This window comes from Plantactinospora siamensis, from assembly GCF_042434095.1.
Classification (GTDB): Bacteria; Actinomycetota; Actinomycetes; order Mycobacteriales; family Micromonosporaceae; genus KBS50.
The window spans coordinates 293693-306032 of sequence record NZ_JBHLUE010000002.1 but is presented as its reverse complement, the minus strand read 5'-3'; the positions used below and the strand labels follow the sequence as shown (position 1 = coordinate 306032).

The following is a 12340-nucleotide window of genomic DNA, read 5'->3' as shown; positions in this document are numbered from 1 at the left end:
GGAGCGCGCGTCATGGTCTTCCGCAACGTGATCGTCTGCCACATGGTGCCCGGCAGCGAGGAGACGGTCGGCAAGGTCTTCGGGCACTACGACCAGGCCACCCGACCGCAGGATCTCGGCGTGATCGGCCGGATCCTGCTGTCGCACCACGACCTCTACCTGCACGTCATCGAGCGCCGGCAGGACCCGAAGATCTCCGGGCAGACCCGCGGGCTGCCGGCGTTCCAGAAGATCGCCGAGGAGATCGGGCCGTACGTGACCCCGTACCCGAGGTACTGGAAGAACCCGTCCGACTCGGTGGCCAAGGAGTTCTACCGCTGGCTCCCGGAGGGCGCCGAGCCCGACGCGGCCTCTCCGGACGGCGCCGACGGCGGGTCTCCGGGCGCCGACCGGGAGCTCACGGTCATCGTCGGGCGGTTCAAGCCGGGGGCCGAGCCGGACGTGGCGCGCATCTTCGCCGAGTCGGACGCCGGCGCGCTGCCGGGCACGCTCGGCGTCACCGGCCGGTGGCTCTACTCGATCGACGACGTCTACGTGCACCTGCTGGAGCAGGAGAAGGCGGCCGCCGAGGCGACCCGGCAGAGCCACAACGACAAGCCGGCCTTCACCAAGATCATGCAGGACCTCGCCCCGTTTGTCGGGCCGTACCGGCCGGATGCCTGGCACGGCCCGGCGGACTCAGTGGCCACGCCGTTCTACCGCTGGGTGGCGCCGGACTGAGCCGGCCTTCGGGCCCACGCTTGGACCGGCGTGGGCCCGTGGCCCCTCAACCGTCCGGTGGTCGGTCAGTTTTGGAGAAGCCGCAGGCCGGCCGTGGTCCATAGGCTGGGTTCACCCGATCAAGAAACGCCTGGGAGGAACCCACATGACCGCGAAGCAGAAGTCCCCGACCGCCCAGAGTTCCGCTGGCTTCACGGCCGAGGAACGGGCCGCGATGAAGGACCACGCCCAGGAGCTGAAGGCGGCCGCGCGCCGGGGCGCCAAGGCCGCCAGGGCCGACGGCGAGAGCGACCTGCTCGCGAAGATCGCCGAGATGTCGCCGCCGGACCGCGCCCTGGCCGAGCGGATCCACGCCATCGTCACGGCCGCCGCCCCCGAGCTTGCGCCCAAGACCTGGTACGGAATGCCCGCGTACGCCCGGGACGGCAAGGTCGTCTGCTTCTTCCAGCCGGCCGAGAAGTTCAAGGCCCGGTACGCCACGCTCGGCTTCAACGACCCGGCGAACCTCGACGAGGGCACCATGTGGCCGACCGCGTACGCCATCACGAAGCTGACCGCCGACGACGAGGCTCGGATCGTCGCGCTGGTGAAGAAGGCGACAGCCGCCTGATCGTCAGGGGCAGACCCGCCACTCGCCGTCTTCCTTGAGCAGATGAATGGTCAACTCGCCCTTGGCCCCGACCTGCTGTTCAACGCTGAAGGTGACATCCGCGCTGACCTCGCCCGCACGACTGACGACGCTCGTGCCGCTGATCTCGTAGGTTGCAATCTTGGGCTGTGCGGACTGGATCCGGATGAACTGCTCCGGCGTGGTGGTGTCCTGGGCACGCTGGCAGAGCAGCTCATATGCTCCCTGATAGTCACCCAGTCGGATATTCTGCATGTACCGCGTCGCCACATCTCGCGCCGGCCCAGCGGCGGTGCTGTATGACCGGTAGACCAGGAACCCGCCGCCTACCCCGCCCAGGCAGCACACCACCAGCACAGCCGCGATGACGATCAGAACGGTACGGGTTGTCCGCTTGGGCTTCCGGACGGGGTCGGATGCGGCCGGCATCGGCTCGTACTGCATGACGCGAACGATATCTACCGTCGAGTTTGGACACCTTGCGAAATTCTTGTGCCGCCACTCTGGCCACCCGCAACACCTAGAACTCCACCGATGCCGCCAGACACCCCTGCTCGCCACCTCAACATCTCCGATGGGAGAGGCAGCTTGGGCGAGCCCAGGGTGCTTGGTCAACGGGGCGCAACCCTTCCGAGGTTCTCCCGATTCCGCCCGGGCACAAATCGTGTTTCGCTTACGTGGTGATAGGGCGACGGCTGGCACGGTGGCTGACCGTGGAGCGGCTGGAGGTCCTCTTGCTCGCCAGCACCATGTTCGTCGCCTGGCTGGCGAAGATGGCTGGCACACCGCCGTTCGCCAACTCACGCCACCGGCGCTCGGCAGCCTGATAGTGCTCGTCGTCGGTCATGTCGTGCTCTTGCGGCCACCGCCGTCGCGCCTCAGCCCGCTCCTGGCGTTGAAATATCAGCATCCGCACCTGTCGTGGCACTCGTCCAGAGGCCACGGCGGCCCGCACACCATCCGCGTCGACAAGCCGCTGCCGCTGTGGCGGCGCGCCATGCGTCGGCAGCCTCGAGCAAGATCTCACCTCGCTCGTCCGGATACTGCTCCGCCTCAGCCTCAAGGGCCGCAGCCTCGTCAGCCACACTCATCGACACGGCACCTACCGTACTGAATGCCCTGACGCCATCGGGAACGGAGAGCCAGGGGCGTCAGGAACGGTACACATCCCTTCGGTGATCGATGTCCACAACAGTCACGGTGCGGGTGTCGTCGTCGATGCGGTAGATGATCCGGTAGGTACCTCGCCGGGCGCTGAACCGATCCGACAACGGCGGCAACAAACGCTTCCCGACCCGGTAGGGCTCTCGCAGCAACGGCCCGGTCATAAACTCGTACGCGGCCACCGCGACGGCTTCCGGCAATCGTTCGGCGAGCGCTCGACGGACGGTCGGCGTGGTGCGCAGCGTGTACGGATCCTCCGACAGCCGGGGGCTCACGCGGCCGAGGCGCGACGGGCGCGAATGGTCTCCGCAAGCTGGTCGGCGGACACCTCTTCACCGCGGGCCAGTTCCGCGTCGGAGTCGGCCAGCCGCCGCAGGGTGCCCGCATCTCCGAGGACCGCGACGGTTTCCTCCAGACGCTCCAAGTCCTCCACCGACACCAGCACGGCGGACGGCCGACCATGCACGGTCACGGTCACCCGTTCGTGGTGGTCGTGCACCCGCCCCACGAGCTCAGAGAGCCGAGTCTTCACTTCCCCCAACGGCAGCGTCGTCATGGTCACAAGTATGACCAAAATCCGCTGGGTGGTCCACCGTTCCCCCAGACACCACGCCGATGGTTCGCATGGTGAACACAGGTCGCCACGAAACGGCAGGTCAGAAAGTTGCGTGGAGCCGAGGGGACTCGAACCCCTAACCCCTGCCTTGCAAAGGCAGTGCTCTGCCAGTTGAGCTACGGCCCCGCGGGCGGTGCCGCCCGGGCGGGGCAGTCCGCGGAAAAGATCAGCGCAGGTCGGGCGCGGTGGTGGCCTCGTGCCACAGGGCCCGCTCGTCGTTCGACGCCTTCACCTTGCGGAAGACCATGGCAGCCACGCCGACGAGGCTGACGACGACCAAGAGCTTCTTCATGGGGCGGTCCCCTCACGCTTGACTGCTGACCTGCAAATTGCTGGAGGTGTGGGGCTAGCTGGAATCGAACCAGCGACCTCAGAGTTATCAGCTCTGCGCTCTAACCGACTGAGCTATAGCCCCGCGTGGCGACGAGCAAGGTTACCGTACCGCCGGATCCGCGCCCAAATCGGGGGTGGCGCCGGCGCGGCCTTCGCCGCCCGCCAGCGACGATATCCGGGTACGCCCGCCCGGGGCCAGCGGATTCCGCTGGCACCCGGCGGGCGCACGGGTACGTGCGGTCAGTCCCGCTCGGCGAGCGTGACCTCGATGCCGCCGACCAGGTCGGCGCAGACGTTGTAGATGAACGCGCTCAGCGTGGCCAGGGCGGTGAACAGCACCACGTTTACCAGGCCGAGCAGCGCCGAGGCGCCGATGACGCCCTTCGCGGTGATCCGGAATCCGCCGGCGCCGCCGCCACCGCCCGCGCTGACCAGGTCGGTCAGGCTGCTGTTGACGGCGTCGAACACGCCCATCGCGTCCAGCGCCAGGTAGAGCACCGACGTCGCGACGATCACGACGATGAACAGCACCACCGAGACGGCCGCGGAGAACTTCATCACCGACCAGGGGTCGATCCGCTTGAGATTCAGCCGCGCCCGGCGGGGACCACGGGACGCTGCCGAGTTGACGGTGTTCCGGGCCGCGCGTACGGCCTCGGTCACCCTGGCCGCGCCGACGGCGGCCGCACCGCCGGCCGTGGCCGGCCGGAAGCCGGTGCCGGTCTGGCCGGCGCTGGTCTGGCCGGCGCGGGCGCTACCGGTGGCCGCGCCGGGACGTCCCGGGCCGCCGACGCCCGGTCGACCCGCCTTCGTGGTGCCCTTGGCGGCGCCCGCCGCGTTCACCGGGCGGTTGCCGAGGCCGCCGAGCCGAGCGCCGTCCGACCCCGCCGACCGGACGGCCGTGCGCTCCTCGCGGCCGGGCCGGCGGTCGTCCCTGGTGGCCTCACGGCCGGACCGGCGGTCGTCGCTGATGGCCTCGCGGCCGGGCCGGCGGTCGTCGCTGGTGGCCTCGCTGTCGACCGCGGGCGCGCCCACCGTCACCGGCGCGGCGACCCCGGTCACCGCGCGCCCATCGGCCGACGTCTTCTCGTCCGTACTCGCGCTCGCATCGACATCCGCGTCCGCCTCGGTCGGGGCTTCGTCACCGGGGGCAGGCTTCTCGGGCGCGCCCGGCGGCGGGGCCATGCCCGGCGCCCGGGTGAACTTCGGGGACGGCGAATCGGCGGGGACCGTGGCCCGACCGACCGCCGCGCGGCCGGTCGCCGCCGCGGGAGCGCCGCCGGGCCCGGCGGCCTCCTCGTCGACCGGGGTGGTCGAGGCCCCCGCAGCCCCCGACGTCGCCTGTGTCTCCGTCATCAACTAGTCCTGTTCGTCAGGCTCGTCGGCATTGCGAGCAATGGCCACGATTGTTACGCCGTCTGGAAGGTCCATCAACTTGACCCCCATTGTGTTCCGATCGCGAGTACGGCGTACAGGCTTCACGGGAGTCCGGATGACGCCGCCGTTGCTGGTGATCGCGAACAGCTCGTCGTCCGGGCTGATCACCACCGCGCCGACCAGCGCGCCGCGACGCTCGGTGATCTTCGCGGTCAGCACGCCCTTACCTCCCCGACCCTGGACTGGGTATTCCTCGATCGGCGTACGTTTTGCGTAGCCTCCGTTGGTCGCCACCAGGACGTCCAGGCCCTCCTTGACCACCTCCATGGCCAGCAGGACATCTTCGTCCGTGAAGCGCATCCCGATGACGCCGGAGGTCGCCCGGCCCATCGGACGCAACGCCTCGTCCGTGGCATTGAACCGTATCGCCTGCGCGTTCTTGGACACCAACAGGAGGTCCTCCTCCGGGCCGGCGAGCGCCGCGCCCACCAACTCGTCTCCGTCGCGCAGGTTGATGGCGATGATGCCACCCGACCGGTTGGAGTCGAACTCCTCCAGCCGCGTCTTCTTGACCAGGCCCTGCCGGGTGGCCAGCACGAGGTACGGCGCCACCTGGTAGTCCGGGATCCGGATGACCTGGGCGATGTGCTCCTCCGGCTGGAACGCCAGCAGGTTCGCCACGTGCTGGCCCCGGGCCACTCGGTTGGCCTCGGGCAGCTCGTACGCCTTGGCTCGGTAGACCCGGCCCTTGTTGGTGAAGAACAGCATCCAGTCGTGCGTCGAGGAGACGAAGAAGTGGCTGACGATGTCGTCCTGCCGCAGGCTGGCCCCGCTCACGCCCTTGCCGCCGCGCCGCTGCGAGCGGTAAAGGTCGACCTTGGTCCGCTTGGCGTAACCAGTACGTGTGATTGTCACCACAACGTCCTCGCGGGCGATCAGGTCCTCCATCGAGACCTCGCCGTCGAACGGCACGATCTTGGTGCGCCGCTCGTCGCCCCACTTCGCCACGATCTCGCCGAGCTCGTCCGAGATGATCTTCCGCTGCCGCTCCGGCTTGGCCAGGATGTCCTGGTAGTCGGCGATCTCCAGCTCGATCTTCGCCAGCTCGTCGATGATCTTCTGGCGTTCCAGGGCGGCCAGCCGGCGCAGCTGCATGTCCAGGATCGCGGTGGCCTGCACCTCGTCGATCGTGAGCAGCTCGATCAGACCCTGCCGGGCCTCCTCCACCGTCGGCGACCGGCGGATCAGCGCGATCACCTCGTCCAGCGCGTCCAGCGCCTTCACCAGACCGCGCAGGATGTGCGCCCGCTCCTCGGCCTTGCGCAACCGGTACGCCGTACGCCGGCGGATCACGTCGATCTGGTGCTCGACGTAGTAGCGGATGAACTGCGCCAGGTTCAGCGTCCGCGGCACGCCGTCGACCAGCGCCAGCATGTTGGCGCCGAACGTCTCCTGCAGCTGGGTGTGCTTGTAGAGGTTGTTCAGCACCACCTTCGCCACGGCGTCGCGCTTGAGCACCAGCACGATCCGCAGACCGGTACGCCCCGACGACTCGTCCTTGATGTCGGCGATCCCGGTGAGCTTGCCCTCCTTGATCAGCTCCGCGATCCGCTCGGCCAGGTTGTCCGGGTTCACCTGGTAGGGCAGCTCGGTCACCACGAGGCTGGCCCGCCCCCGGCGGTCCTCCTCGACCTCCACCACCGCGCGCATCCGGATCGACCCGCGCCCGGTCCGGTACGCGTCCTGGATCGGTCCGTGGCCCACGATCAGACCGTGGGTCGGGAAGTCCGGCCCCTTCACGATCCCGATCAGCGCGTCCAGCGTCGACGCCTCGTCCGCCTCGGAATTGTCCAGGCACCACTGCACCGCCGCGGCGATCTCCCGCAGGTTGTGCGGCGGGATCTTGGTGGCCATGCCGACCGCGATGCCCTCGGACCCGTTGACCAGCAGGTTAGGGATCCGCGACGGCAGGATCGTCGGCTCCTTGGCCCGGCCGTCGTAGTTGTCCTGCAGGTCGACGGTGTCCTCGTCGATGTCCCGCAGCATCTCCATGGCCAGCGGGTCGAGCTTGCACTCGGTGTATCTCATGGCGGCAGCCGGATCATTGCCCGGCGAGCCGAAGTTGCCGTTGCCGTCGACCAGCGGATAGCGCAGCGACCAGGGCTGGGCCATCCGGACCAGCGCGTCGTAGATGGCCGAGTCGCCGTGCGGGTGGAACTGGCCCATCACGTCGCCGACGACCCGGGAGCACTTCACGTAGCCGCGGTCCGGCCGGTAGCCGGAGTCGAACATGGCGTACAGGATCTTGCGGTGCACCGGCTTGAGCCCGTCCCGGACGTCCGGCAGCGCCCGGCCCACGATCACGCTCATCGCGTAGTCGAGGTAGGACCGCTGCATCTCGACCTCGAGGCCGACCGGTTCGATGCGGTCGTGCGAGACGACGGCGGCGACTTCCTCGGGGGTGCCGCCGGGCGAATCGGAAGTATCCGTCACAGTCAACCCTTATCAGTAGCTAAGCCGCATTCACCTGTGGATAACGGCTGTGGAAACCGGAAAAGCTGTGGATAACCGTGTGGACCGCCAACCCCGGGTTACCGTTCGGGGTCGGCGGTCCAACCGTCAGATGTCCAGGAAGCGGACGTCCTTGGCGTTGCGCTGGATGAACGACCGGCGCGCCTCGACGTCCTCACCCATCAGCACGCTGAACAGCTCGTCGGCCACCGCGGCGTCGTCGAGGGTGACCTGCCGGAGCGTACGGGTGGCCGGGTTCATGGTGGTCTCCCACAGCTCCGGGTAGTTCATCTCGCCGAGGCCCTTGAACCGCTGGATGTCGTCGGGCCTGGCGTTCGGCTTCTTCTGCTGGCGCAGCGCGATCAGCCCGTCCCGCTCTCGGTCGGAGTAGGCGTACTGGGCGTCGTCGCCCTTGCGGTTCCACTTGATCTTGTAGAGCGGCGGGGCCGCCAGGTAGACGTGGCCCAGCTCGACCAGCGGGCGCATGAACCGGAACAGCAGGGTGAGCAGCAGCGTCTGGATGTGCTGGCCGTCGACGTCCGCGTCGGCCATCAGCACGATCTTGTGGTAGCGCAGCTTCTCGATGTCGAAGTCGTCGTGGATGCCGGTGCCGAGCGCGGTGATCAGCGCCTGGACCTCGTTGTTCTTGAGGACCCGGTCGATCCGGGCCTTCTCCACGTTGAGGATCTTGCCGCGGATCGGCAGGATCGCCTGAGTGCGCGGGTCGCGGCCCTGCTTCGCCGAGCCACCGGCCGAGTCGCCCTCGACGATGAACACCTCGGACTCGCGCGGGTCGGTGGACTGGCAGTCGGCCAGCTTGCCGGGCATCGAGCCGGACTCCAGCAGCGACTTGCGCCGGGCCAGCTTGCGGGCCTGCTGCGCGGCGATCCGGGCCCGGGCCGCCTGCGACGCCTTCTGGATGATCGTCTTGGCCTCGCTCGGGTTGCGGTCGAACCAGTCGACCAGCCACTCGTTGCAGACCCGCTGCACGAAGCTCTTGACCGGCGTGTTGCCCAGCTTGGTCTTGGTCTGGCCCTCGAACTGCGGCTCGGACAGCTTGACCGAGATGATGGCGGCCAGCCCCTCCCGGATGTCCTCACCGGAGAGCTTCTCGTCGCTCTTGAGCAGCTTGCGGTCGGTGCCGTACCGGTTGACCACGCTGGTGAGCGCGGACCGGAAGCCCTCCTCGTGGGTGCCGCCCTCGTGCGTGTTGATCGTGTTGGCGAACGTGTAGACCGACTCGCCGTACGACTCGTTCCACTGCATGGCGATCTCGACCGCCATGCCGTCCTCCTCGGCGCCGAACTCGACCACGGTCTTGTGGATGGGGTTCTTGGAGGCGTTGAGGTGCCGGACGAAGTCGGCGATGCCGCCCTTGTAGCAGAAGGTGACCTCGCGCGGCTTGCCGTCCTCGTCCTCGCTGCGCTCGTCGCGCAGCGAGATGGTGAGGCCTCGGTTGAGGAAGGCCATCTCCTGCAGCCGCCGGTAGATGGTCTGGAAGTCGAAGTCGACCGTCTCGAAGATCGTCGGGTCGGGCCAGAACGACACGGCCGAGCCGGAGCGGTTGGTCGGCTCGCCCTTCTCCAGCGGGCCGGGCTTGGAGTTGGCGTACTGCTGGCGCCAGAAGAAGCCGTTCTTCTGGATCTCGACGGCCATCCGGGTGCTGAGCGCGTTGACGACCGAGACGCCGACGCCGTGCAGGCCGCCGGAGACCGCGTACGACTTCGAGTCGAACTTGCCGCCGGCGTGCAGCACGGTGAGCGCCACCTCGACGCCCGGCTTCTTGAGCTTGGGGTGCAGGTCGACCGGGAAGCCCCGGCCGTTGTCGGTGACCCGGACGCCGCCGTCGGCGAGCAGGACCACCTCGATGGTGTCGCAATAGCCGGCCATGGCCTCGTCGACCGCGTTGTCCACGACCTCCTGGACAAGGTGGTGCAGACCCCGCTCACCGGTCGACCCGATGTACATGCCCGGTCGCTTCCGGACGGCCTCGAGGCCCTCCAGCACGGTGATCGACTCGGCGCCGTACTCCTGCTTCTTCTGCGCTGCCACCCTGGCCACTTTCTCGCGCCGTGCGTCCGGACGGACGCCGTACGCGGGTTCGGCGGGCGGCCACGCTCCCGGCGCAGGGGATCCCCCCGGTGGATTGTCCGGGTACGATCCGCATTGCGCCGATCGCCGGCGGTCACCCGCGGATCGCGATCGGATCCGTGCCGGCCCGGCTGGGCGGTGCGGACCGGGGTCCGGGCCGCCGTTCGCGCCGACACTTCGTCTCGGGCTCAATCTTACTGCGCCAGCACGACAGAATGCCCACTCGGCACCCCTGGAGAGGCACCTCAGATCGCCGTAGCCGGCCGAACCGTCCCATCCGCTACTCCCCCCACACGCACCCGCGCCGATCAAGGCCGCTCGTCCGGCCGGGCGAGGGGCCGGCAACGGGCGGGAACCGGACGACGCGGCCGTCGGGGGTCGCGTTCGCTCCGGACGTGCCGTAACTTTGCGTCGCCACCCGTGGACTTGGCGGTCGGGCACGACCGATCCGTACGCGTTGGAGAAGGTGACGCCCAATGGGGCTGGACAACGTCGCGGTGCAGTGGCCGCGCACCGGCCGGTTCTACGACCCGGTGGCGCCGGCCGAGTTCGTCGACTTCGGTGAGCTGGCCGACGCCGCCGAGGTGGCCGCGCCCACCGCCGCGCTGGCGGAGTACATCGCCAAGACCGGTTCGGTGCGCGCCACCGCGTACACCGAGCTGGTGGACCTGCTGCTCGGCCTGGACGGTGTGCTGTACGCCACCGAGGCCGCCGCGGAGGACGAGGATCCGGTGATCGACCCGGACGGCTGCGCGTGGATCGCCGGCGGGCTGGAGCGGTTCGTCGACGGTCACCGCGAGCTCGGCGAGGTGGTGACCTTCGACACGGTGGCCGAGATCCTCCGCGCCACGCTGGCCGGCGGTCGCCTGGCCGACCAGCAGCTGCGCTGGCTGGGTCAGCGGCTGGACGCGCTGCGGGACGAGTCCGGCGCGGCGCCGCAGTGGAACTTCCCGCGCTCCGAGCTGGCCGTGCTGGCGGGCTTCTACCGCCGGTGCGCCGACCGCGGCTTCGCGGTCTACGCGGACTCCTGAGCCGGCAGCCCGTCCGCTCAGCCGTACGTGTCCCGGGGTCCGCGGCCGCGGACCCGGCGCGGTCCGCGCGACCAGGACGGCGCCGCCGGGCCGTGGATGTTCAACCGGCGTACGACGTCGTGCCCGACCACCGAGGCGATCTGGCGCAGCAGGGAGCCGCTCAGCAACCGCAGCTGGGTGGCCCAGGCGGTGGACTCCGCCTCCACGGTCAGCTCGCCGTCCACCAGCTTCACCGGTCGGCTGTGCTCGGCCACGTCCGCGCCCACCACCTTGGCCCAGGAGCCGAAGACGGTGGCCTCGGCGGTCGGCCGCTGCCAGCCGCGGGCCTTGACCATCCGGGCCAGCACGGCGCCCAGCAGCTGCGGGTCGCGCGGGTCGGGTCCGGGTCCGGAGTATCCGCGCGGCCGGCCGCGCCGGCCGGTGGCGCCCCCACCCAGGGTCCCCGAGGCCTCGGTCTGGTCGCCCGGCTGGCCGGTCCGGCGCCGGGGTCGGCCCGCCTGCCGCCGGGCGAGCGCGGCCTCCAGCACGGCCCGCGCCAGCTCCGGCCCGCCACCCGGCTCCGGCACGTCGGCCGCCGCCGCCTGTCGATGATGAGGTTGGCGGGGCGGCACGCCGGCCGAGGACCCGTCAACTTCATGATCAACATGATCGGCGCGTGCCGGGTCGGAGGCGGGGTCGCTCGGTCGGGGGCGGGCGCGGGGTGGGCGGGGGGGCTCGGGGTCATTCGACACGGACTACCGCCCCCTCGGCGACCTCGAAGCGGGTGCCGCGCAGCGCCGCCGGCACGTCGTCGGCCACCGCGCAGGTGACCAGCAGCTGAGCCGCGCCGCCGACCAGGCCGGCCAGCCGTTCCCGGCGGCCGCTGTCCAGCTCCGCGAACACGTCGTCGAGCGCCAGCACCGGCTCGATGCCGTCGGCCCGCAGCAGCTCGTACGCCGCGAGCCGCAGCGCGAGCGCGTACGACCAGGACTCGCCGTGGCTGGCGTACCCCCGGGCCGGCAGCGGCCCCAGCGCGAGGTGCAGGTCGTCCCGGTGCGGGCCCACCAGCGTGACCCCCCGCTCCACCTCGGCGGGTCGGGCCTCGGTCAGCGCGGCGGCCAGGGTCTGCTCGACCGCGGCCCGGTCGGGCGCCTCGGGAAGCTCGACCGACGGCCGGTAGGCGATCGTGGCCGCGTGTCGGCCGGCGGCCACCGCGTCGTACGACTTGGCCAGGTGCGGCGCGAGCGCCGCCACGAGTTCCAGCCGCCCGGTGAGCAGCTCGGCGCCGTAGCGGGCCAGGTGGACGTCCCAGACGTCCAGCGTGCTCAGGTCGCCCCGGCCGCCGCCGGTCTTGCGGGCCAGGTACGCCGTGCGGAGCAGCGCGTTGCGTTGCTTGACCACCCGGTCGTAGTCGGCGCGCACGCCGGCGAACCGGGGGATCCGGGTGACCAGCAGCTCGTCGAGGTACCGCCGGCGCTCGGCCGGGTCGCCGCGGACCAGCTCCAGGTCCTCCGGGGCGAACAGCACCAGCCGCAGCGCGCCGAGCACGTCCCGGGCCCGCCGCGCCGGCGAACGGCCGAGGCGGGCCCGGTTGGCCTTGCCGGGCACGATCTCCAGCTCGACCAGCAGCTCCCGGCCTTCATGCTCAATGGCGCACCGGACCACCGCGGCGGTGGCGCCGGCCCGGACCAGCGGGGCGTCGGTGGCCACCCGGTGACTGGACAGGGTGGCCACGTAGCCGAGCGCCTCGATGAGGTTGGTCTTGCCCATCCCGTTCGGACCGACGAAGACGTTGCCGCCCGGTTCGAGGTCGATGCCCACCCGCTCGTACGACCGGAAGTCGATTAGTTCCAGCCGTCGGACGTGCACAGCGGACCTCTCTGGTTGCGC

General features: G+C 70.1%; 13 protein-coding genes and 2 tRNA genes. 3 read left to right on the top strand and 12 right to left on the bottom strand.

Annotated features, from left to right (window positions below; genetic code table 11):
* The first annotated feature begins 12 nt into the window (after positions 1-12).
* Both ACFFHU_RS02955 and ACFFHU_RS02950 read left to right on the top strand, forming a co-directional pair.
* A complete protein-coding gene (locus tag ACFFHU_RS02955; RefSeq protein WP_377335368.1) occupies positions 13-720 on the top strand; it encodes a TcmI family type II polyketide cyclase in 708 nt (235 codons plus the stop codon).
* A 145-nt stretch (positions 721-865) separates the two neighbouring features.
* Complete coding sequence (locus ACFFHU_RS02950; RefSeq protein WP_377335366.1) at positions 866-1330, top strand: iron chaperone; 465 nt, start codon at positions 866-868, stop codon at positions 1328-1330.
* A gap of 3 nt (positions 1331-1333) precedes the next feature.
* Here ACFFHU_RS02950 and ACFFHU_RS02945 read toward each other — a convergent pair whose 3' ends face one another.
* The 10 genes from ACFFHU_RS02945 to gyrB form a co-directional block, all read right to left on the bottom strand.
* On the bottom strand, positions 1334-1792 hold the full coding sequence (locus tag ACFFHU_RS02945) for an Rv0361 family membrane protein (RefSeq protein WP_377335364.1): 459 nt from the start codon (positions 1790-1792) through the stop codon (positions 1334-1336).
* A gap of 229 nt (positions 1793-2021) precedes the next feature.
* On the bottom strand, positions 2022-2195 hold the full coding sequence (locus ACFFHU_RS02940) for a hypothetical protein (protein WP_377335362.1): 174 nt from the start codon (positions 2193-2195) through the stop codon (positions 2022-2024).
* Between the two features lie 304 nt (positions 2196-2499).
* Positions 2500-2787: a type II toxin-antitoxin system RelE family toxin gene (locus tag ACFFHU_RS02935; RefSeq protein WP_377335360.1), complete on the bottom strand. Its 288-nt coding sequence runs from the start codon at positions 2785-2787 to the stop codon at positions 2500-2502.
* Positions 2784-3068 (bottom strand): type II toxin-antitoxin system Phd/YefM family antitoxin, encoded by a 285-nt coding sequence (locus ACFFHU_RS02930; RefSeq protein ID WP_091614758.1) that lies wholly within the window; start codon positions 3066-3068, stop codon positions 2784-2786. The genes ACFFHU_RS02935 and ACFFHU_RS02930 overlap by 4 nt, the downstream gene beginning before the upstream one ends.
* 113 nt (positions 3069-3181) lie before the next feature.
* Positions 3182-3254, bottom strand: a tRNA-Ala gene (locus ACFFHU_RS02925).
* A 40-nt stretch (positions 3255-3294) separates the two neighbouring features.
* On the bottom strand, positions 3295-3420 hold the full coding sequence (locus tag ACFFHU_RS02920; protein ID WP_377335358.1) for a DLW-39 family protein: 126 nt from the start codon (positions 3418-3420) through the stop codon (positions 3295-3297).
* A 49-nt stretch (positions 3421-3469) separates the two neighbouring features.
* Positions 3470-3543 (bottom strand) — tRNA-Ile (locus ACFFHU_RS02915).
* Between the two features lie 158 nt (positions 3544-3701).
* The gene (locus ACFFHU_RS02910) at positions 3702-4817 is read right to left on the bottom strand and encodes a DUF3566 domain-containing protein (protein WP_377335356.1); all 1116 of its coding nucleotides are present in this window, start codon (positions 4815-4817) and stop codon (positions 3702-3704) included.
* 3 nt (positions 4818-4820) lie between these two features.
* Positions 4821-7331, bottom strand: a complete 2511-nt coding sequence (gene gyrA / locus ACFFHU_RS02905; RefSeq protein ID WP_377335354.1) for a DNA gyrase subunit A — start codon at positions 7329-7331, stop codon at positions 4821-4823.
* A 126-nt stretch (positions 7332-7457) separates the two neighbouring features.
* Positions 7458-9401: a DNA topoisomerase (ATP-hydrolyzing) subunit B gene (gene gyrB, locus ACFFHU_RS02900; protein WP_377335352.1), complete on the bottom strand. Its 1944-nt coding sequence runs from the start codon at positions 9399-9401 to the stop codon at positions 7458-7460.
* A 515-nt stretch (positions 9402-9916) separates the two neighbouring features.
* On the opposite strand from gyrB, the gene ACFFHU_RS02895 reads away from it, so the two are divergent.
* Positions 9917-10471 carry a hypothetical protein gene (locus ACFFHU_RS02895; protein ID WP_377335350.1) on the top strand — a complete coding sequence of 185 codons (555 nt, stop codon included), beginning with the start codon at positions 9917-9919 and terminating at the stop codon, positions 10469-10471.
* A 17-nt stretch (positions 10472-10488) separates the two neighbouring features.
* On the opposite strand, the gene ACFFHU_RS02890 is transcribed toward ACFFHU_RS02895, so the two are convergent.
* Both ACFFHU_RS02890 and recF read right to left on the bottom strand, forming a co-directional pair.
* Positions 10489-11082 (bottom strand): DciA family protein, encoded by a 594-nt coding sequence (locus tag ACFFHU_RS02890; RefSeq protein ID WP_377335348.1) that lies wholly within the window; start codon positions 11080-11082, stop codon positions 10489-10491.
* Positions 11083-11191: 109 nt separating this feature from the next.
* On the bottom strand, positions 11192-12319 hold the full coding sequence (recF, locus tag ACFFHU_RS02885; protein ID WP_377335346.1) for a DNA replication/repair protein RecF: 1128 nt from the start codon (positions 12317-12319) through the stop codon (positions 11192-11194).
* Between the last annotated feature and the right edge of the window lie 21 nt (positions 12320-12340).

Bases quoted from the DNA above. Each gene is read 5' to 3' on its own strand.
- ACFFHU_RS02910 (WP_377335356.1), bottom strand. From the start codon at position 4,817: ATGACGGAGACACAGGCGACGTCGGGGGCTGCGGGGGCCTCGACCACC.
- ACFFHU_RS02945 (WP_377335364.1), bottom strand. From the start codon at position 1,792: ATGCAGTACGAGCCGATGCCGGCCGCATCCGACCCCGTCCGGAAGCCC.
- ACFFHU_RS02950 (WP_377335366.1), top strand. From the start codon at position 866: ATGACCGCGAAGCAGAAGTCCCCGACCGCCCAGAGTTCCGCTGGCTTC.
- ACFFHU_RS02955 (WP_377335368.1), top strand. From the start codon at position 13: ATGGTCTTCCGCAACGTGATCGTCTGCCACATGGTGCCCGGCAGCGAG.
- ACFFHU_RS02895 (WP_377335350.1), top strand. From the start codon at position 9,917: ATGGGGCTGGACAACGTCGCGGTGCAGTGGCCGCGCACCGGCCGGTTC.
- ACFFHU_RS02920 (WP_377335358.1), bottom strand. From the start codon at position 3,420: ATGAAGAAGCTCTTGGTCGTCGTCAGCCTCGTCGGCGTGGCTGCCATG.
- ACFFHU_RS02940 (WP_377335362.1), bottom strand. From the start codon at position 2,195: ATGACCGACGACGAGCACTATCAGGCTGCCGAGCGCCGGTGGCGTGAG.
- ACFFHU_RS02930 (WP_091614758.1), bottom strand. From the start codon at position 3,068: ATGACGACGCTGCCGTTGGGGGAAGTGAAGACTCGGCTCTCTGAGCTC.